The organism is Citrobacter amalonaticus, from assembly GCF_018252635.1.
GTDB lineage: Bacteria > Pseudomonadota > Gammaproteobacteria > Enterobacterales > Enterobacteriaceae > Citrobacter_A > Citrobacter_A amalonaticus_E.
On record NZ_JAGTXM010000005.1, the window covers coordinates 333,661 to 353,356 of the forward strand.

General features: G+C 54.0%; 20 protein-coding genes. 10 read left to right on the top strand and 10 right to left on the bottom strand.

Going from position 1 to position 19,696, the window contains the following annotated elements; genetic code table 11:
* Positions 1–50 precede the first annotated feature (50 nt).
* The 3 genes from KE671_RS17070 to KE671_RS17080 form a co-directional block, all read right to left on the bottom strand.
* Entirely contained in the window at positions 51–1,112 is a 1,062-nt protein-coding gene (locus KE671_RS17070) for a methyltransferase (protein WP_206163944.1), read from the bottom strand.
* A gap of 68 nt (positions 1,113–1,180) precedes the next feature.
* Entirely contained in the window at positions 1,181–1,558 is a 378-nt protein-coding gene (locus KE671_RS17075) for a hypothetical protein (RefSeq protein WP_155404054.1), read from the bottom strand.
* Positions 1,559–1,932: 374 nt separating this feature from the next.
* Positions 1,933–2,982, bottom strand: coding sequence for an AI-2E family transporter (locus KE671_RS17080; protein WP_206163945.1), 1,050 nt, complete (start codon positions 2,980–2,982; stop codon positions 1,933–1,935).
* A 98-nt stretch (positions 2,983–3,080) separates the two neighbouring features.
* On the opposite strand from KE671_RS17080, the gene KE671_RS17085 reads away from it, so the two are divergent.
* Positions 3,081–4,331, top strand: a complete 1,251-nt coding sequence (locus KE671_RS17085) for an MFS transporter (protein ID WP_206164045.1) — start codon at positions 3,081–3,083, stop codon at positions 4,329–4,331.
* A 3-nt stretch (positions 4,332–4,334) separates the two neighbouring features.
* Here KE671_RS17085 and KE671_RS17090 read toward each other — a convergent pair whose 3' ends face one another.
* On the bottom strand, positions 4,335–4,892 hold the full coding sequence (locus KE671_RS17090; protein ID WP_109739759.1) for a DcrB family lipoprotein: 558 nt from the start codon (positions 4,890–4,892) through the stop codon (positions 4,335–4,337).
* A 77-nt stretch (positions 4,893–4,969) separates the two neighbouring features.
* On the bottom strand, positions 4,970–5,635 hold the full coding sequence (locus tag KE671_RS17095) for a 7-cyano-7-deazaguanine/7-aminomethyl-7-deazaguanine transporter (RefSeq protein WP_206163946.1): 666 nt from the start codon (positions 5,633–5,635) through the stop codon (positions 4,970–4,972).
* 204 nt (positions 5,636–5,839) lie between these two features.
* On the opposite strand from KE671_RS17095, the gene tusA reads away from it, so the two are divergent.
* Complete coding sequence (gene tusA / locus KE671_RS17100; RefSeq protein ID WP_042323034.1) at positions 5,840–6,085, top strand: sulfurtransferase TusA; 246 nt, start codon at positions 5,840–5,842, stop codon at positions 6,083–6,085.
* Between the two features lie 92 nt (positions 6,086–6,177).
* On the opposite strand, the gene zntA is transcribed toward tusA, so the two are convergent.
* Positions 6,178–8,376, bottom strand: a complete 2,199-nt coding sequence (zntA, locus tag KE671_RS17105) for a Zn(II)/Cd(II)/Pb(II) translocating P-type ATPase ZntA (protein WP_206163947.1) — start codon at positions 8,374–8,376, stop codon at positions 6,178–6,180.
* Positions 8,377–8,452: 76 nt separating this feature from the next.
* The gene (locus KE671_RS17110; protein WP_206163948.1) at positions 8,453–9,079 is read right to left on the bottom strand and encodes a lysoplasmalogenase; all 627 of its coding nucleotides are present in this window, start codon (positions 9,077–9,079) and stop codon (positions 8,453–8,455) included.
* A 141-nt stretch (positions 9,080–9,220) separates the two neighbouring features.
* On the opposite strand from KE671_RS17110, the gene KE671_RS17115 reads away from it, so the two are divergent.
* On the top strand, positions 9,221–9,580 hold the full coding sequence (locus KE671_RS17115) for a DUF2500 domain-containing protein (protein WP_206163949.1): 360 nt from the start codon (positions 9,221–9,223) through the stop codon (positions 9,578–9,580).
* A 64-nt stretch (positions 9,581–9,644) separates the two neighbouring features.
* On the opposite strand, the gene KE671_RS17120 is transcribed toward KE671_RS17115, so the two are convergent.
* Together KE671_RS17120 and rsmD are read right to left on the bottom strand one after the other, a co-directional pair.
* A complete protein-coding gene (locus KE671_RS17120; RefSeq protein WP_206163950.1) occupies positions 9,645–9,914 on the bottom strand; it encodes a DUF1145 family protein in 270 nt (89 codons plus the stop codon).
* Entirely contained in the window at positions 9,904–10,500 is a 597-nt protein-coding gene (gene rsmD, locus KE671_RS17125) for a 16S rRNA (guanine(966)-N(2))-methyltransferase (protein WP_206163951.1), read from the bottom strand. Before rsmD ends, KE671_RS17120 begins: the two co-directional genes overlap by 11 nt.
* Positions 10,501–10,625: 125 nt before the next feature.
* On the opposite strand from rsmD, the gene ftsY reads away from it, so the two are divergent.
* From ftsY to livJ, 6 genes are all read left to right on the top strand, one after another.
* Complete coding sequence (gene ftsY / locus KE671_RS17130) at positions 10,626–12,119, top strand: signal recognition particle-docking protein FtsY (RefSeq protein ID WP_206163952.1); 1,494 nt, start codon at positions 10,626–10,628, stop codon at positions 12,117–12,119.
* Between the two features lie 2 nt (positions 12,120–12,121).
* Positions 12,122–12,790 carry a cell division ATP-binding protein FtsE gene (gene ftsE, locus KE671_RS17135; RefSeq protein ID WP_042998481.1) on the top strand — a complete coding sequence of 223 codons (669 nt, stop codon included), beginning with the start codon at positions 12,122–12,124 and terminating at the stop codon, positions 12,788–12,790.
* Complete coding sequence (gene ftsX / locus KE671_RS17140) at positions 12,783–13,841, top strand: permease-like cell division protein FtsX (RefSeq protein WP_206163953.1); 1,059 nt, start codon at positions 12,783–12,785, stop codon at positions 13,839–13,841. The genes ftsE and ftsX overlap by 8 nt, the downstream gene beginning before the upstream one ends.
* A gap of 253 nt (positions 13,842–14,094) precedes the next feature.
* Positions 14,095–14,949, top strand: a complete 855-nt coding sequence (gene rpoH / locus KE671_RS17145) for an RNA polymerase sigma factor RpoH (RefSeq protein WP_206163954.1) — start codon at positions 14,095–14,097, stop codon at positions 14,947–14,949.
* 129 nt (positions 14,950–15,078) lie between these two features.
* The gene (locus KE671_RS17150; RefSeq protein WP_206163955.1) at positions 15,079–16,344 is read left to right on the top strand and encodes a 4-aminobutyrate--2-oxoglutarate transaminase; all 1,266 of its coding nucleotides are present in this window, start codon (positions 15,079–15,081) and stop codon (positions 16,342–16,344) included.
* 208 nt (positions 16,345–16,552) lie between these two features.
* The gene (livJ, locus tag KE671_RS17155) at positions 16,553–17,653 is read left to right on the top strand and encodes a branched-chain amino acid ABC transporter substrate-binding protein (RefSeq protein WP_206163956.1); all 1,101 of its coding nucleotides are present in this window, start codon (positions 16,553–16,555) and stop codon (positions 17,651–17,653) included.
* A gap of 91 nt (positions 17,654–17,744) precedes the next feature.
* On the opposite strand, the gene panM is transcribed toward livJ, so the two are convergent.
* On the bottom strand, positions 17,745–18,128 hold the full coding sequence (gene panM, locus KE671_RS17160; protein ID WP_206164046.1) for an aspartate 1-decarboxylase autocleavage activator PanM: 384 nt from the start codon (positions 18,126–18,128) through the stop codon (positions 17,745–17,747).
* Positions 18,129–18,548: 420 nt separating this feature from the next.
* On the opposite strand from panM, the gene livK reads away from it, so the two are divergent.
* The gene (livK, locus tag KE671_RS17165) at positions 18,549–19,658 is read left to right on the top strand and encodes a branched-chain amino acid ABC transporter substrate-binding protein (RefSeq protein ID WP_206163957.1); all 1,110 of its coding nucleotides are present in this window, start codon (positions 18,549–18,551) and stop codon (positions 19,656–19,658) included.
* The last annotated feature ends 38 nt before the right edge of the window (positions 19,659–19,696 follow it).

Here is a 19,696-nt window from a genome sequence, read left to right on the forward strand (position 1 = left end):
CGCGCGTCCGCGGTAAACCGGTGATTCCAGTAGCGTTAAGAGCTACTTTGTTATTTTTTCTTTCGACATATCAATAATGTATGTCCAACGCCTAAGTTATCGTGGCGTTCATCCACCTGGAACCCTGCCTTGTCCAGGTAGCCATAAAATTTCTCTGCGCTGTAGAAACGGCTGTTACCGTTTGCCATGCAGGTAAAATAAAGCGAAGACGCATTCAGACTGAATGACGCGGCTTCAAAACGCTGTGCATCCCAGAACAGCTCCATAATGCACAGCCTTGCGCCGGGTTTCATCACACGGGCAACCTTGCTGAGCATGGCGACGATTTGCTCCGGTGAAAAACAGTCAAGAAATTGACTCATCCACCAGATATCGGCCTCAGTAGGTAAAGGCGCATCGCCAAGCATATCCACCGCATGAAAATCGATACGATGAGATAATCCTGCATTTTCGATATTTTCGCGGGCAAGTGCAATTTGTTGTGGCAAATCTAATAACGTTACCGCGATATTTTCGTCGAACTGACTACAGCGTATTGCCCATTTTCCCGTATTACCGCCGACATCGTACAGGGTTGCAGGGCAACTGGCGAATACATGCGGTAATGCCGCGTCAAACGCGCCGTCAGAATAGTAATGATCGAAGGCAAACCAGCTTTCACGAGCGGACGGCGGTAATTGCGACAATGCCGGATAAATGGTTGGCCAGTCACCAAACACTTTTAACCCGGACGGTTTTCCTTCTTTCAGGGCGTTCTCTAAAAAGAACAATCCCTGATAACAGACATCATGGGTGAAATCCATATTCACGCGAGTCATGGTGTCATGCAAAAGGAAATGCCCGATTTTCGCCAGATAATAGCGTCCCGCTTTATGGGTGATGATGCGTCCGCTTAATCCCATATCCAATAATACGCTGACCGCATATTCGTTGACATGGCTGTTTTCGGTAATGTCTTCCAGCGTTGCACCTTGTTTACCCTGACGGTCCAGGTAGGCCAGCACATCTGCATTTCGCAGGCAAAGCGCGGTTTGAAACAGCATGGGGGCGAAGGCGATACGCTGCGCTTCAGTGATCGCATCCAGTGCGCTGAGGGAGTCCTGTTCGTACATGGTGAGTACAACCTGTTAAGAAAACGAAAAAGGTTATCGGGCCGCGAGCGGCCCGACTTCAGGTGTCATTACAGATTTGCACCTGCAGACAGATTCAACTGAATGTCTTTATCCAGGTTACGTACCCAGCGGTTATAGTTTTTATGAATTTTCCCGCCAGAAGCCTGCAGATTGAGGCTACTGTCGTATTTGATATCGTAGCTGGAGGCAGTGTAGGTAATCCGCACTTCTGCAACGTGGTCGCGTGACTGCTGGCGCGCTTTGATGACTCCCGGGCTCACTTCCGTCATGATCCACTTACGCTGAACGCCTGCTTTCAGGATTGCGTTTTTCACCTGATCCTGGGTGTGGCCTGCGGTCACTGAAGAGTGAACCTGATCGATGGGGGCTGTACGCGCACAACCTGCCAGTGCACCAACAACTGCAATCGCCGCAAACCACTTAATGTATTGTTTCATGAAAACTCCCTATCAAAATCACTATTTATATTAACGTTGAATGCATTTCTGAATTTAGTTTTAGTAACAATAATACCGACTATTTTTAATGTTAACGTTGACGACCGTACCAAATTATTGCCATTAATTATTCAGCATGGAAGAGAATTTAATTTTCGCTTAATCATGGTGTTAGCTGGTTAACTTTTACTTAAAGTAAACTGCCGATATCATTTAATTTGGCGTAAACGCACAGCGGGAAAACTTGGGTTTCATTTTGCGAAGGAAGCCACGCGCTTATTGAAACATCCGGGTAACAAAAGCGCGCCTTATAATACTTTCCCTTGTTGGTGAATAAAACTACCCTGGTTGGTAGGGCCGGTTTATCCTGGTAATCGATTTTTCGGCCGCCCTGGACCCAGTAATATTGCCAGCTTGCTGCCGCCCGTCGTGGTCTCCATCCAGATTTTACAGACGCTGGTCAGGGGAACGGAGAGCAACATCCCCACCGGGCCGAGCAACCAGCCCCAGACCAGTAAAGAAAGGAACACTACCAGCGTCGACATGCCCAGGCGATGCCCCATCATGCGCGGTTCAACCATGTTGCCTAATACCATATGGACGACCAGGAACAGCGCCCCCACCAGCACGCATTCATAAACGCCATTGAAAAGCAGCGCCTGAACCATCGGCGGAACGGCGGAAATCACCGAGCCAATGTTCGGTACATAGTTCAGCAGGAATGCCAGTACCCCCCACATCAGGGCAAACTGAATATTCATCAATTCCAGTCCCAGCCAGACAATGACGCCGGTCCACAGGCTGAGCAGCGTTTTTAATGCCAGATAGTGAGAGACCCCTTTCAGCGCCCGGTGCAATCCGGCAATGTGGATTTGCGGGTTATGCAGCGCAAAACGCATTTTGTAAGGCACATGGCGGACCTCAAACAGCATGAAAACGACGGTCATGACTAACAAAACGACGCTGGCCATCGCGCCCGACAGTTCAGTCATCAGCGTGGTGGTGAAAGTCATAATCTTCTCCGAGTCCATGCGTTGCAGCATGCGCTCCGGGGACATATGTAGATTCAGAAAGGGCATCATATCCTGAAGGTACAAGAGCTTACGTGTTATCTCTTTGTTGTATTTCGGCAACATGGCGATAAATTCGTTAATCGACGCCGCCAGTACGCCAATCAGCGCAGTGAGTCCGACCAGCATCACCATCACCACAATGGTGATCGCGATGGGACGCTTTACGCCGCGACGGATAAACCAGGTCACCAGTGGATTGAGGACGATGGCGAAAAAGAGCGCCAACAAGAGCTGCACAATGATGTCGGCGGCGGCGTGGATCCCGGCAAGAATGACGACCAGCGCGGCCAGCTTGAGCAGAATGTGTAAACCCGTTTTATCGGGCTGAGGGGTTGTCATGGTGGCTTCCTGTTATTGATTTTCATTAAGTGTAGCGGCTGGCCCGCTGCCGATATTCCTAATCTTGCTGCTGATTTTCCCGGCGTGGCATGATAGAAATGAAACATTGTTGTAAAAATGTGGTGGTCCCCATGCCCGAACCCATCGCTGAACCGGCGCTTAATGGATTGCGCCTCAATCTGCGCATTGTTTCTGTTGTGATGTTCAACTGTGCCAGCTACCTGACTATCGGCCTGCCGCTCGCGGTTCTGCCCGGTTATGTGCATGATGTCATGGGGTTTAGCGCCTTCTGGGCGGGTCTGGTCATCAGCCTGCAATACTTTGCGACCTTACTCAGTCGTCCTCACGCCGGACGATACGCGGATCTGCTCGGGCCGAAAAAGATTGTCGTTTTTGGCCTGTGCGGATGTTTTCTCAGTGGGGCGGGCTATTTTCTGGCCGGAAGCACCAGCAGCTGGCCGGTTGTTAGTTTGCTGCTGCTCTGTTTAGGGCGCGTGATTCTGGGAATAGGGCAGAGCTTCGCCGGAACCGGCTCGACGCTATGGGGCGTTGGCGTGGTGGGCTCGTTGCATATCGGACGGGTGATCTCCTGGAACGGCATTGTGACCTACGGGGCGATGGCGGTCGGTGCGCCTCTCGGCGTGCTGTTTTACAGCTGGGGCGGACTACAAGGGTTAGCGCTGATTATCATGGGGATCGCGCTGTTGGCAATTTTGTTAGCGATTCCGCGCCCTGCGGTGAAAGCAAGCAAAGGGAAGCCTCTGCCGTTTCGCGCGGTGCTTGGACGCGTCTGGCTATACGGGATGGCGCTGGCGCTGGCCTCGGCGGGTTTTGGGGTGATCGCCACTTTTATCACCCTGTTCTATGACGCCAAAGGTTGGGACGGCGCGGCATTCGCGCTCACCCTGTTTAGCTGTGCGTTTATCGGTACGCGTCTGTTGTTTCCGAACGGCATCAACCGCCTGGGTGGACTGAACGTGGCGATGATCTGCTTTAGCGTCGAGATTGTCGGACTGCTGCTGGTGGGCGTGGCGATGATGCCGTGGATGGCAAAAGTCGGTGTGCTGCTGACGGGAATGGGGTTCTCGCTGGTCTTCCCGGCGCTTGGCGTGGTGGCGGTAAAAGCGGTGCCACAGCAGAATCAGGGCTCGGCGCTGGCGACCTACACGGTGTTTATGGATCTGTCGCTGGGGGTGACGGGGCCGTTGGCCGGACTGGTGATGAGTTGGGCTGGCGTGCCGGTTATTTACCTGGCGGCGGCGGGTTTGGTGGCGATTGCGCTACTGCTAACCTGGCGGTTAAAAAAACGGCCTCTGCAGGAATCGCCAGAGGCCGTCTCATCATCCTGACGGTTACTGAATAACCAGCGTGTTGATGATGTTTTCAGCGGCCGTTTGCGCTTTCTGCTGGTCGTCTGCTGGCAGCGTAATTTGCAGGGTCAGCAGTTGGTTATCGACTTTACCCAGCACCACAGACGAGTATGCGGTCTGGCCTTTCGCCGAGATGATACTGTCTAACTGTTGCAGCGTATGGCCTTTCAGCTCGATGGATTTGTTGGTCACCACCTGCAGCTGTGGGTCGCGGCTGCGCTGCTGATCTTCCAGACGTTTTGCCAGCACAGACAGCTCTTCGTTAGAGTTATCACCAACGATGACAATCACCGCTTTCTGGCCAGTCGCGTCAGAGTAAACGTGCATATTATTGGCCTGCGTACCGAGCTTACCGCTCTGGTCAGTCATATCTGCCGGCAGTGAGAAGCTCAGTTTGCCATCCAGCAGAGAAACCGGCTGACCGGTTGCGTTGCTTTCTGCCGCCGTGCCTTCTGCCGGCGCTTTGGTATCACTATTATCACAGGCCGCCAGCCCCATAACCAGCAGGCCAATACCGACATATTTAACCAGATTACGCATTGACTTCTTCCTTTCGATAAACGGCCATAACGGCTCATTCCTTCATCTTATCACAACCCGGAAAAGGAACCTTTAGCTCAACTTGTCTGCATCGCCGGGATTTCAGATTTATCTGCCAGTTTTTTCAGCAACATATTCAGCAATACGCCATACATCGGCAGGAAGAAAAGGATGCTGATTAGCACCTTGAAACAGTAATCAACGATGGCGATTTCCATCCAGTGTTCGGCCATGAAGGCATCTGGACTGCGCCAGAACGCAATAAAGAAGAAGGCGAGGGTGTCGCTAACGTTGCCAAACAGCGTCGAGGCCGTCGGTGCCATCCACCAGCGTCGGTTCTGACGCAGACGATTAAAAACGTGCACATCGAGAATTTGTCCCAGTGCATAGGCCATAAAGCTGGCGACCGCGATACGGGCAACAAACAGATTGAAGTGCATCAGCGCCCCAAATCCCTGCCAGGAGCCCATATAGAACAGCGACGAAATCACATAAGAGATCAGCAACGCTGGCATCATCACAGCAAAGATAATTCGACGGGCCAATGGCGCGCCAAAAATTCGTACCGTCAGATCGGTTGCGAGGAAAATAAACGGAAAGCTAAACGCGCCCCAGGTGGTGTGGAAACCAAAAATGGAGACCGGGAGCTGAACCAGATAGTTACTGGAAGTGATCACCAGCAGATGGAATAGCGATAGCCAGAACAACGCTTTTAGGCGCTGCGATTGTGTAAATGCGTTCATATTGTACCTTTTTGATAATGATTGGGGTGAGGGAACCCAATTCGTGCTACACGCCATTAACGCGTGTTCAATCTTTCAAGCCGCCGCATAATACTGCTTTACGTCGGCAATGCAATGGCTATTTTTCACGCAATCGTTAACCTGATTGGCTTACTCCGGAACTGAGCGTAAACTACAGCCGTTTTTTTAGTGAATGAGACCACAATGAGCGATCTGTTTTCCTCTCCTGACCATACCCTTGATGCCCAGGGGCTCCGCTGCCCGGAGCCGGTAATGATGGTGCGTAAAACCGTACGCAACATGCAGACCGGCGAAACGCTGCTGATTGTGGCTGACGATCCGGCGACCACCCGTGATATTCCCGGGTTTTGTACCTTTATGGAACACGAGCTGGTGGCAAAAGAGACCGACTCTCTGCCGTACCGTTATCTGGTGCGTAAAGGCCAGTAAACGACGCCGGATGGCGCTTCGCTTATCCGGCCTACGAATGACGAACAGCCTGTAGGCCGGATAAGGCAAGCCCGCCATCCGGCAAAAACACGTTATCCTTTTCGCAACAGTCTGAGGGCGTTGGCGGTAACCAGTACCGTTGCCCCGGTATCTGCCAGCACCGCCAGCCACAGGCCGGTCATCCCGAGCAGCGTGGTGACGAGAAATATCCCCTTCAGCCCCAGCGCAATGGTGATGTTCTGACGGATATTGACGTGGGTGGCGCGCGCCAGCTGGATCATCTGCACCAACCCGGTAAGGCGGTTATGCGTCAGTGCGGCATCTGCCGTTTCCAGCGCCACGTCGGTGCCGCTACCCATCGCGATCCCGATGGCGGCGGCCTTCATCGCCGGCGCATCGTTAATGCCATCGCCCACCATCGCCAGCGGCGACTGTTGATTCAGGGTGGAGACCGCCTTCACTTTATCTTCCGGCAGCAGTCCTGCGTTAAACGCAAGGCCCAGTTCACCGGCAATGGCAGCTGCCGCGCGCGGGTTATCACCGGTCAGGATCACGCCGTTCACGCCCAGCGCATTCAGTTCGCGGATGGCGGTGCGAGCATCGTCGCGCAGTGTATCCTGCAGGGCGATGACGCCGATCACGGCCTCATTGCGCAGGACCAGAATGACCGTCTGCCCGGCGCTTTCAAGCTGGTTAATTTCTCCGGTAAAGGCGTCGGCAGGACGTTTCCCGGCCGCGCAAATCAGAACACGTTCGCCATTCACCAGGGCTTCAATACCTGATCCTACCAGCGCCCGTTGCTCCTCAGCGGACGGGATGGTCAGCCCTGTGGTTTGTGCTTCACGCACAATGGCCAGCGCCAGCGGGTGCGTTGCGCCTTGCTCGACAGCGGCCGCCAGCGACAGCAGTTCAGACTCGCTGACGCCGGTGGCCGGATGAATTGCCGTAACGCGCGGTTTCCCGACGGTCAGCGTCCCGGTTTTATCAAAGGCGACCTGGGTGATACGGCCCAACTGTTCCAGCGCCGCGCCGCCTTTAATCAGTGCCCCCCGACGGGCCGCTGCCGCCAGTCCAGAAGTGATGGCCGCAGGCGTGGAGATGACCAGCGCGCACGGACAGCCGATCAGCAGCAGCGTTAACCCTTTATAAATCCACTCTTGCCAGGCGCCGGCGAACAGCAACGGCGGGACGAGCGTCACCAGCAGGGCGACGGCCATAATCGCCGGCGTATATATCCGGCTGAAGCGGTCGATAAAACGCTCGATTGGCGCACGACGCTCCTCGGCCTCTTCGATTAACTTCAGAATGCGGTCAATCGCACTGGCGCCCGGTTCAGAAAGCACTTCCAGCGTGACGAGTCGGTCCACGCTGGTGGCCCCCGCCGGGACTTTTTCGCCAGTGGCGCGTTCCACCGGAATTGATTCTCCCGTCAGCGCGCTCTCATCAAAACTGGCAAAACCAGTAACCAGCTTACCGTCGGCAGGCAGTCGTCCCCCGGCGGCGACTTCAATGATGTCGCCCGGTTGCAGGGTGTTAATTGCCACCTCTTCGCGTACGCCGTCGCGCAGACGCGTTGCGGTTTCCGGTTTCAACGCCATTAGCGCGCTGACCCCTTTGCGGGCGCGACTGGCGGCCCAGCCTTCAAGGCGTTCGCCAATCAGGAACAGCAGCAACACCATCGCCGCTTCTGCCGTGGCACCGATGAATAACGCCCCGACAGCCGCGACGCTCATCAGCGTTTCAATGGCAAACCAGGTGCCGGTTTTAATCAGACGCAGCGCCTGGCGGGCAATCGGGAACAGGCCGACCAGCGTCGTGGCAATGAACGCGAGTTGACCGAACGGGTGGTTGAATTGCTCCAGTCCCCAACTGAGCGCCATCATGACGGTAAGCGTCAGTAGCGGCAGGTTTTCTTTAAAGCGGGATTCGGGTGCGTCTTCCTTTGTCTGTTCATCGCGCAGGGTGTAACCTGCTTTTTGCACCGCGTTCTCAATTTGTTGGCGGAGATCGCCGTTACTGTCGACAACCAGTTTCTCGGTGGCAAACAGCACCTGGACCTGGTTGACGCCGCTGATCTGGCGCACGGCGTTTTCCACTTTGCGGGCGCAGGCGGCGCAGTCCATCCCGGCGACTTTCCAGCTGTAGCGGGTACCTTTTACCGTTTCAACAACCGATTCAGGGGGAGAGCATACGCCTTCGCAGCAGCAGCCATCGGGTTTCTGCGGCGTAGGGGCTGGCTTAAAAGATGAAAATTGTGGGGCTTTTTTGCCATCGTGAGCAGGTGTCGACATGGCATCCTCCGGTTTATGATAATTTTCTCATTAACCGGAGGATACACTCTGGAGTCGACTCCAGAGTCAAGCGTTATTAGAGATAAAGCGAACGGACGATCAGGAAGTGCCCGGCAAAGTAGCAGGCGGCGGCGATGGCGTTGTCCGCGCGGAAGCGGCAACGGTAATGACTACCCAGCCAGACGATATTGCCAATGAACAGCAGCGACGCGCCCAAAAATGCCGACAGCGCAGGCGCGGTGGGGCGGAAGAACCACAGTTTGCCGGCCAGCCAGACCATCACCAGCGTCATGGCGATAAAGGTGCAGACCGGCCAGCGCAGCTCATCGAGGCGTGTCCAGATTACCGCAATCAGCAGAGCGCCCAGTACCATCAGCACCAGCGGCAGCGGCCAGAAGAAAGAGAGCGTCATCTGGCTGGCAAAATAGATGGTGTACAACAGGTGCGAGAGGAAAAAGGCGCCAATCGCGTAGAGCAGCCGCTGACGCGGTAATAATGTCAGCGCATCGCCAACCAGCGAGGCGCAAAGACCGGCCAGTACCAGATAGCTCACGGCATTGAACATCGGCGCCTGCCAGGCCAGTAACAGCAGGAGTAACAAGGTGACAGGTTTAAAGACCCAGCGTTGCCAGACGGGTCCACGGTAGGAGGCATCCACAAATAACCATGCGGAAAGGCAGACAGCGATAAACGACCAAAGCATCTTAGTTCCTTGAATTCGTTATTTTTTCGTAAGCGGTATGCTCACAACCCTGCTGTTCAGTGTAGAGGTCACGACCACCTGATGACAACACCATAACGGGCAGGGTATGCTTATTTCCGCATTTTCTGATGGGTTATCAAGATGAGTAAACCGCCACTTTTTTTCATGATTATCATCGTGTTAATTATCGTTGCCGCCTCGTTTCGCTTTATGCAGCAGCGACGGGAAAAAGCCGATAACGATGCGGCACCGCTTCGGCAGGCGCAGATGGTGGTCAGCAATAAGCGTGAAAAACCCATCAACGACCGACGCTCCCGACAGCAGCAGGTCACGCCGGCGGGAACCAGCATGCGCTATGAGGTCAGCTTTACGCCGCAGAACGGTGGGCTGGAAAAAACGTTCCGCCTCGACGCGACGCAGTATCATGCGCTGACGGTGGGGGAGAAAGGGACACTGAGCTACAAGGGGTCGCGCTTTGTCGATTTTGTCGCTCAGCCATAAGGCGGGAAACCGCTCGCGTTTGTAGGCCGGATAAGCGAAGCGCTATCCGGCACCTTAAGCAGTATTACTTTTTGACGTTAAATTTTTTCTGCCAGACCAGCAGCTCAAACACGCCAAACAGGAAAATACGTACTTTCTCGCCGGTGGTCATTTGCGGTCCGTCTTTGGGCAGTGTGGACTTCAGTAGCGCCAGTTGCATGCCGTGCATCAGCACCATGAATACGAGGGCGACGTTAACGAAGATGTTAAGCGGGCGCGGGAAGGGGTGCACCAGGTTTAACAATAAGAATGCCCACACGCCGAGCATCAATAGTCGACCAAGATTAATCAGCATCGCTTTCTCCTTGTGCTTCGCGTTGATACAAACGGTACGCGACCTGCCCGGCGATTTTTTCCCGGTACAATGACCAGTTTGTCGGCACGGGCGGCAGACCGTTTTCCACTTCGCTTTCCACGTAAATCAAGGCTTCATCTGCCAGCCAGCCGTAAGTTTCCAGCAGGCTTAAGGTCTCTTCCAGTAACCCTTTACGAAACGGCGGATCGACAAACACCACGTTGTGCGGCGTGCCCGGCTGCGCCAGGAATGTCAGGGTATTGGTGTTAACGACTTTTGCATTCCCTGCTTTTAGCGTAGCCAGGTTCTTTTGTAACTGCTGAGAGACCGCGCGATCCATCTCCAACAGCGTGGCACCCGCGGCATAGCGTGACAGCGCTTCCAGCCCCAGCGCGCCGCTTCCGGCGAAACAGTCCAGACATTGGGCCTCTGGCATCACCGGCGCCAGCCAGTTAAACAGCGTTTCACGCACACGGTCCGTTGTTGGGCGTAGACCGGGACTGTCAGGGACCGGGAGTTTGCGGCCGCGCCATTGTCCGCCAATAATGCGGATTTGGCCGCTGCCTGAGTGATTCGTTTTTTTCATTTCTGTTGCTCAAACCGCCGCGTGCAGATGATTCCAGGCGGTGATGTGGATTAAGTAAAGTGATAGACTATTTCATCATTTTTTTAGCTTCCATGTATATAGCGCCGCGAGGAGTGTAATCGCAGATGGCAAAACAGAAAAAACGTGGCTTCTTTTCCTGGCTGGGCTTTGGTGAAAAAGAGCAAGAACAAGAGCAAAAAACCGAAGAGCAGCAGGGTGTTGAAGCGCAATTACCGTCCGACGCGCCCGTTGAAACAGCGGCTGACGTAGAAGCGCAAGCGCCGGTCCACGGCAAAGAAGAGGCAGAAGCCTTTGCTGAAGAAGTGGTTGAGGTGACTGAACAGGTTCAGGAAATCGAAACCTTCCAGCCTGCTGAACCCGAGCCCGTTGTCGCTGAAGAATGCGCCGACACGCCGGTTGAGCCGCAGATTGCCGTCGAACATGAAGAACTTCCGCTGCCGGAAGAGGTGAACGCCGAAGAAGAAACCGCTGCGCAAGAGTGGCAGGCGGAAGCGGAAACCGTTGAGATTGTTGAAGCGGTGGAAGAAGAGGCGCAAAACGAACCGGAGCTGACCGACGAAGAGCTGGAAGCACAGGCGCTGGCGGCGCAAGCGGCGGAAGACGCGCAGATGGTCGTGCCGATAGCGGAAGCAGACGCGCCGGTCGAAGAGATGATTCAGGAGCAGGAAAAACCGACCAAAGAGGGATTTTTTGCGCGTCTGAAACGCAGTTTACTGAAAACAAAAGAAAACCTCGGTTCCGGATTTATCAGTCTGTTCCGTGGTAAAAAAATCGACGATGATCTGTTTGAAGAGCTGGAAGAACAACTGCTGATTGCCGATGTGGGCGTGGAAACCACGCGCAAAATCATCACCAACCTGACTGAAGGCGCCAGCCGCAAACAGCTTAAAGATGCCGAAGCGCTGTATGGCCTGCTGAAAGACGAGATGGGCGAGATTCTGGCGAAAGTCGATGAACCACTGAACGTGGAAGGCAAAACACCGTTTGTGATTCTGATGGTCGGTGTGAATGGGGTGGGGAAAACCACCACTATCGGTAAGCTGGCACGTCAGTTTGAACAGCAGGGGAAATCCGTGATGCTGGCGGCGGGCGATACCTTCCGCGCCGCAGCGGTCGAACAGTTGCAGGTCTGGGGCCAACGTAACAATATTCCGGTTATAGCCCAGCATACCGGTGCGGATTCCGCTTCCGTTATCTTTGACGCCATTCAGGCGGCGAAGGCGCGCCACATTGATGTGCTGATTGCCGATACCGCGGGTCGTCTGCAAAACAAATCGCACCTGATGGAAGAACTGAAAAAAATCGTTCGCGTGATGAAGAAACTGGACGAAGACGCGCCGCATGAAGTTATGCTGACCCTTGACGCCAGCACCGGGCAGAATGCGATAAGCCAGGCCAAACTGTTCCATGAAGCGGTGGGTCTGACCGGTATTACCCTGACCAAGCTGGACGGTACGGCGAAAGGTGGGGTGATCTTCTCGGTGGCCGATCAGTTTGGCATCCCTATCCGCTATATTGGTGTGGGCGAACGTATCGAGGATTTACGTCCGTTTAAGGCGGACGATTTTATAGAGGCACTTTTTGCCCGAGAGGATTAACAATGATTCGCTTTGAACATGTCAGCAAGGCCTATCTCGGTGGGAGACAAGCGCTGCAAGGGGTCACATTCCATATGCAGCCAGGCGAGATGGCGTTTCTGACCGGCCACTCCGGCGCGGGGAAAAGTACCCTGCTGAAGCTTATCTGTGGGATTGAGCGGCCCAGCGCCGGGAAAATTCTCTTCAGTGGGCATGACATCACGCGCCTGAAAAACCGTGAAGTGCCGTTTTTGCGTCGTCAGATCGGCATGATTTTCCAGGATCATCATCTGTTGATGGACAGAACGGTATTCGACAACGTGGCAATCCCGCTGATTATCGCGGGCGCCAGCGGGGATGATATTCGTCGTCGGGTGTCGGCGGCGCTGGATAAGGTCGGACTGCTGGACAAAGCGAAGAATTTCCCGATTCAACTCTCCGGCGGTGAGCAGCAGCGTGTCGGTATCGCTCGTGCGGTAGTGAACAAGCCTGCGGTACTGCTGGCGGATGAACCGACCGGTAACCTGGATGACGCGCTCTCAGAAGGGATCCTGCGTCTGTTTGAAGAGTTTAACCGCGTCGGGGTGACGGTGCTGATGGCGACGCACGACATCGGGCTCATCTCCCGTCGTTCATACCGCATGCTTACCCTGAGCGATGGCCATTTGCATGGAGGCGAAGCCCGTGAATAAGCGCGACGCTATCAACCAAATCAAACAGTTCGGTGGACGACTGGACCGTTTTCGTCGTTCCGGTGGCACCTCCGGCGACGGTGGGCGTAACGCGCCGAAGCGGGCGAAACCGTCGCCAAAGCCGAATTCGCGTAAAACCAACGTCTTTAACGAGCAGGTACGCTATGCGTTCCAGGGCGCGTTACAGGATCTAAAAAGTAAACCGTTGGCGACGTTTTTGACGGTGATGGTGATTGCCATCTCCCTGACGCTGCCAAGCGTTTGCTACATGGTCTACAAAAACGTTAATCAGGCCGCGACGCAGTATTACCCGTCCCCGCAGATCACCGTTTATCTGCAAAAAACGCTGGATGATGATGCGGCGGCTGGTGTTGTCGCCCAACTGCAGGCCGAGCAGGGCGTGGAAAAGGTGAATTACCTTTCTCGCGAAGATGCCCTTGGCGAATTCCGTAACTGGTCCGGTTTCGGCGGCGCGCTGGATATGCTGGAAGAGAACCCCTTACCTGCGGTAGCGGTGGTGATTCCGAAACTCGATTTCCAGAGCACCGATTCCCTGAATACGCTGCGCGACCGGGTTTCCCGCATCAACGGGATTGATGAAGTACGGATGGATGATAGCTGGTTTGCCCGTCTGGCGGCGCTGACCGGTCTGGTCGGACGCGTGTCGGCGATGATTGGTGTGCTGATGGTTGCTGCTGTCTTCCTCGTCATTGGTAACAGCGTGCGGCTGAGCATTTTTGCCCGTCGCGATACCATTAACGTGCAAAAACTGATTGGTGCAACGGATGGATTTATCCTGCGTCCGTTCCTGTATGGCGGTGCATTGCTCGGTTTTTCCGGCGCATTTCTTTCACTGATTTTATCAGAAATTTTGGTGTTACGACTGTCATCGGCGGTCACAGAAGTGGCACAGGTTTTCGGAACGAAGTTTGATCTCAATGGCTTATCGTTCGATGAGTGCCTGTTGCTGCTGCTGGTGTGTTCGATGATCGGCTGGGTGGCGGCGTGGCTTGCGACGGTTCAACATTTACGTCACTTTACTCCCGATTAATAAAACCGTGGTATAATCTTTCCCTGCAATGGGTTTCCGTTCGCAGGGAAAGAGTTCCTGTTGTCTCTTCCCCGCTTTTCATCTTCATGTCACAATTTGTGCGTAATTTATACACAACGTTGCATTGAACTTGTGGATAAAATCACGGTCTGATAAAAGAGTGAATGCTAATCTCGTTGCTCATTAACGCTGGCACGGTTGTTGCTGATGTCTATCGCTGTGGTGCCAGACGATAAAACTTGAGAGGATTTGAATGACCAAAGAAATGCAAAATTTAGCTTTAGCCCCTGTTGGTAACCTGGAGTCTTACATCCGGGCTGCGAACGCGTGGCCGATGTTGTCGGCTGACGAGGAACGGGCACTGGCTGAAAAGCTGCATTACCAGGGCGATCTGGAAGCAGCTAAGACGCTGATCCTGTCTCACCTGCGCTTTGTTGTTCATGTTGCTCGTAACTATGCGGGCTATGGCCTGCCCCAGGCGGATCTGATTCAGGAAGGTAATATCGGCCTGATGAAAGCCGTGCGCCGTTTTAACCCGGAAGTGGGTGTGCGCCTGGTTTCCTTCGCCGTGCACTGGATCAAAGCTGAGATCCACGAATACGTCCTGCGTAACTGGCGTATCGTGAAAGTGGCGACCACCAAAGCACAGCGTAAGCTGTTCTTCAACCTGCGTAAAACCAAGCAGCGTCTGGGCTGGTTTAACCAGGACGAAGTGGAAATGGTAGCGCGTGAGCTGGGTGTTTCCAGTAAAGACGTCCGTGAGATGGAATCACGTATGGCGGCGCAGGACATGACGTTTGACATGTCTTCAGACGACGAATCTGACAGCCAACCGATGGCGCCGGTCCTGTATCTGCAGGATAAAACCTCGAACTTTGCCGACGGCATTGAAGAGGACAACTGGGAAGATCAGGCTGCCAATAAACTGACCCACGCGATGGAAGGTCTCGACGAGCGTAGTCAGGATATTATTCGCGCCCGCTGGCTGGACGAAGAAAACAAATCCACGCTGCAGGAACTGGCCGATCGCTACGGTGTTTCCGCAGAACGTGTGCGTCAGCTTGAAAAGAACGCCATGAAAAAACTTCGCGCCGCTATCGAAGCGTAACTCCTGCGAAGTCCCGCTAAAACCCTGGACAAATGTCCGGGGTTTTTGTTTTTTTAGCGCCTGCTCTGGCGAATTCCTCCCCCCTGGCAAACACTTACCGATGGGTTGTGCGCATTTTAGGGGAAGAAAATGAAAAATAACGAACTGAATGAACGGCGTTTGCAGGCGACGCCGCGTGGGATCGGCGTGATGTGTGGCTTTTACGCCGAGAGCGCGGAAAACGCCACTTTGTGGGATGTGGAAGGCCGCGAGGTGATCGATTTTGCCGCCGGTATTGCAGTGCTGAATACCGGGCACCGGCATCCCAGAGTGATCGCCGCTATCGAAAAACAGCTACAGTCCTTTACTCACACCGCTTACCAGATTGTTCCTTACGAAAGCTATGTTCGACTGGCGGAACGGATCAATCAGCGCGTCCCTATTCAGGGGCCGGTAAAAACGGCGTTCTTCTCCACCGGTGCCGAAGCGGTGGAAAACGCGGTGAAGATTGCCCGCGCCTATACCAAACGCCCTGGGCTAATTACCTTCGGCGGCGCATTTCATGGCCGGACCTTCATGACGATGGCGCTAACCGGTAAGGTTGCGCCCTACAAAATCGGTTTTGGTCCGTTTCCCGGCTCGGTGTATCACGCTCAGTATCCTAATGCGTTACAGGGCGTGAGCACTGTCGATGCGCTGCAAAGTCTGGAGCGCATTTTCAAAGCCGATATTGCGCCGGATCAGGTCGCCGCCATCATCCTTGAACCGGTTCAGGGGGAAGGAGGGTTTAATATTGCGCCAACGGAGTTCATGCAGGCACTGCGGGCGTTGTGTGATACCCACGGTATCTTGTTGATCGCCGATGAGGTGCAAACCGGTTTTGCCCGTACCGGCAAGCTGTTTGCGATGGAGCATCATGGCGTGCAACCCGATCTGATGACGATGGCGAAAAGCCTGGCGGGCGGTATGCCGCTCTCTGCCGTCGCTGGCCGTGCCGACGTGATGGATGCGCCTGCGCCAGGCGGTCTGGGGGGAACCTATGCCGGTAACCCGCTGGCGGTTGCTGCGGCACACGCGGTGCTGGATGTGATTGATGAAGAACAGCTCTGCGCCCGCGCCGCCACGTTGGGCACGACGCTGGTCGAAGCGTTGAACCAGGCAAAAGCGGATTGTCCGTTTATTGCTGATATTCGCGCGCTGGGGTCGATGGTGGCGGTAGAATTTAACGATCCGCACAGCGGGAAACCCTCCCCGGAATTCACGCGCCAGGTGCAGGATCGCGCCTTGCAGGAAGGACTTCTGCTGCTAAGTTGTGGTGTGTATGGCAACGTCATTCGTTTTCTCTATCCGCTTACTATCCCTGACGCACAATTTCGTCAGGCGCTCGGCATTATCACCCACTCGCTGACACGATAAACCTGTGCCGCTTATCTCCGGGCGGTGCAACATTATGTTGTCCACGTATTATTTGAATATGAAATTAGCTATTCCAAAATTATAAAAATGGGGTATGTTTTAGCAGAGTGTGCTGAAAATGCGCGAGCTGCACACCTATAATTGAAATAAAGCGCTACACAACAACATCACAATAGTCGTAATAACCATAATAATGGGGAAGGTCAGGATGAATATGAAGGGTAAAGCGTTACTGGCAGGATGTATCGCGTTGGCATTCAGCACAATGGCTCAGGCCGATATTAAAGTCGCTGTTGTCGGTGCGATGTCCGGTCCGGTAGCCCAGTACGGCGACCAGGAGTTTACTGGCGCAGAACAAGCGGTTGCAGACATTAATGCCAAAGGCGGAATCAAAGGCGAAAAACTGCAGATCGTAAAATACGATGATGCCTGTGACCCGAAACAAGCGGTTGCTGTCGCAAACAAAGTGATTAATGACGGCATCAAATACGTTATCGGCCACCTGTGCTCCTCTTCTACTCAGCCCGCGTCTGATATCTACGAAGACGAAGGCATTCTGATGATCACCCCGGCGGCAACGGCACCGGAACTGACCGCGCGTGGTTACAAGCTGGTGCTGCGCACCACGGGCCTGGACTCAGATCAGGGCCCGACGGCTGCGAAGTACATTCTGGACAAAGTGAAGCCGCAGCGCATCGCGATCGTTCACGACAAACAGCAGTATGGTGAAGGTCTGGCGCGTGCCGTGCAGGATGGCCTGAAAAAGGGCAACGCCAACGTGGTGTTCTTTGACGGTATCACCGCCGGTGAGAAAGACTTCTCCACGCTGGTGGCGCGTCTGAAGAAAGAAAATATCGACTTCGTTTACTACGGCGGTTATCACCCGGAAATGGGTCAGATCCTGCGTCAGGCGCGTGCTGCGGGTCTGAAAACGCAGTTCATGGGTCCGGAAGGGGTTGCCAACGTTTCCCTGTCTAACATCGCCGGTGAATCGGCCGAAGGTCTGCTGGTGACCAAACCGAAGAACTACGACCAGGTACCTGCGAACAAACCTATCGTTGATGCGATCAAGGCGAAGAAACAGGATCCGAGCGGCGCGTTCGTGTGGACCACCTATGCTGCGCTGCAGTCTTTACAGGCGGGCCTGAACCAGTCAGCCGATCCGGCTGAAATCGCCACCTGGCTGAAAGCCAACTCCGTGGATACCGTAATGGGACCACTGTCGTGGGATGAAAAGGGCGATCTGAAGGGCTTTGAATTCGGCGTCTTCGACTGGCATGCCAACGGCACGGCGACCGATGCCAAATAATTGAATGCCGGATGGCGCTGGCGCTTATCCGGCCTACCGTCAGGGTAAATAAACATCAGGCCGGGTCAGCGTTAGCGCCACCCGGCTTTTTTTATCGCTTTTCCCAGCCGTTTTGCTGTGCGGTGAAGCCCAGCACCTGCATAAATGCCGCCATGACGCCCCGGTCTTCCACACCGACATCCGCCATCCACCAGGAGGAGACGTTCGGATTATCCCGGATAACCTCTTCCAGCAGATATTTTCCCACCCCCCGTCGCCGCGTGACGTCACGGATGCGCAGCGAATCCAACGCGCCCTGAGTGCCGCTCAGGGTGACCCTTACGGCGCCTAATAACCGCTCATTAAATCGTGCCGCGTAGATCCGGTGCGTTTCATCTACGCTTAAAGAGGCGGCGGAATACTCTGGCCAGATTTTACCCAGGTCGATCAGATCCTGATCGCTAAAGTGTTCTAAACGAATGATGGTCAGCTTCATCGACAGCATGTCCAAATCACAAAAGAGAGAGCAAGTGTACCGAAATAATTCATCCGGACGCTTTCTCTTTTTTAAATCATTTGGCAGGCGATTAATTTTATGACGGTCAGAACCTCAGTTTGAAACATCAGAGAATGAAAAACAGGCAGGATAATACCCTGGAAGGTAGTGTTTTATTCGGCTCATTGTACCGTTATTTTATGCTGACAAACGTGCTTTTTTTTGTTTATCTATGGTGAAAAGCAGAATATTATCTGTTCTTAATAGACTGAAAAATAGAGATTTTAATCTGTATTTGCGGAAAATACTGCGCTAAACCATTAATCAGGCTAGCAAAAATAGTGTAGTACAAATTAAGTACAGTCTGCTTTTTAACCATATAAATACAAAATAAGTACATCACGAATGGGGATTCAGTAAATGAAACGGAATGCGAAAACGGTCATCGCAGGGGTGATTGCACTGGCGATGTCACAGGCGGCGATGGCAGAGGAGATTAAAGTTGCTGTTGTCGGCGCGATGTCGGGTCCGGTGGCTCAGTGGGGCGACATGGAATTTAACGGCGCGCGTCAGGCCATTAAAGACATCAACGCGAAAGGCGGTATCAAAGGCGACAAGCTGGTGGGTGTGGAATATGACGACGCCTGCGATCCCAAACAGGCCGTGGCGGTGGCGAACAAAATCGTCAACGACGGTATTCAGTATGTGATTGGTCACCTCTGCTCTTCTTCTACTCAGCCGGCGTCGGATATCTACGAAGACGAAGGCATTCTGATGATCTCGCCTGGCGCGACCAACCCGGAGCTGACGCAGCGCGGCTACGCGCACATCATGCGTACCGCCGGGCTGGACTCTTCTCAGGGACCGACCGCCGCAAAATACATTCTTGAGCAGGTGAAACCGCAGCGTATCGCCATCATTCACGACAAACAACAGTACGGTGAAGGTCTTGCGCGCTCGGTTCAGGACACACTGAAAGCGGCAAACGCCAATGTCGTCTTCTTTGATGGCATCACCGCAGGCGAGAAAGATTTCTCGGCGCTGCTTGCACGCCTGAAAAAAGAGAACATCGACTTTGTGTACTACGGCGGCTACTACCCGGAAATGGGGCAGATGCTGCGCCAGGCGCGTTCCGTCGGGTTGAAAACCACGTTCATGGGGCCGGAAGGGGTTGGCAATGCGTCGTTATCGAACATCGCGGGTGAGGCGGCTGAAGGTATGCTGGTCACTATGCCAAAACGCTATGACCAGGATCCGGCCAACAAAGCGATTGTTGATGCGCTGAAAGCCGATAAAAAAGATCCCTCCGGTCCGTATGTGTGGATCACCTACGCTGCTGTGCAGTCGCTGGCAACGGCAATGGACCGTTCTGGCAGTAAAGAACCGCTGGATCTGGTGAAAGATTTAAAAGCAAACGGTGCAGATACCGTGATTGGGCCGCTGAAATGGGATGAAAAAGGCGATCTGAAGGGATTTGAATTTGGTGTCTTCCAGTGGCATGCGGACGGCTCGTCCACCGCCGCCAAATAATAAGATCCCACCGCCCGAGCCTGCCGGGCGGTTATTAG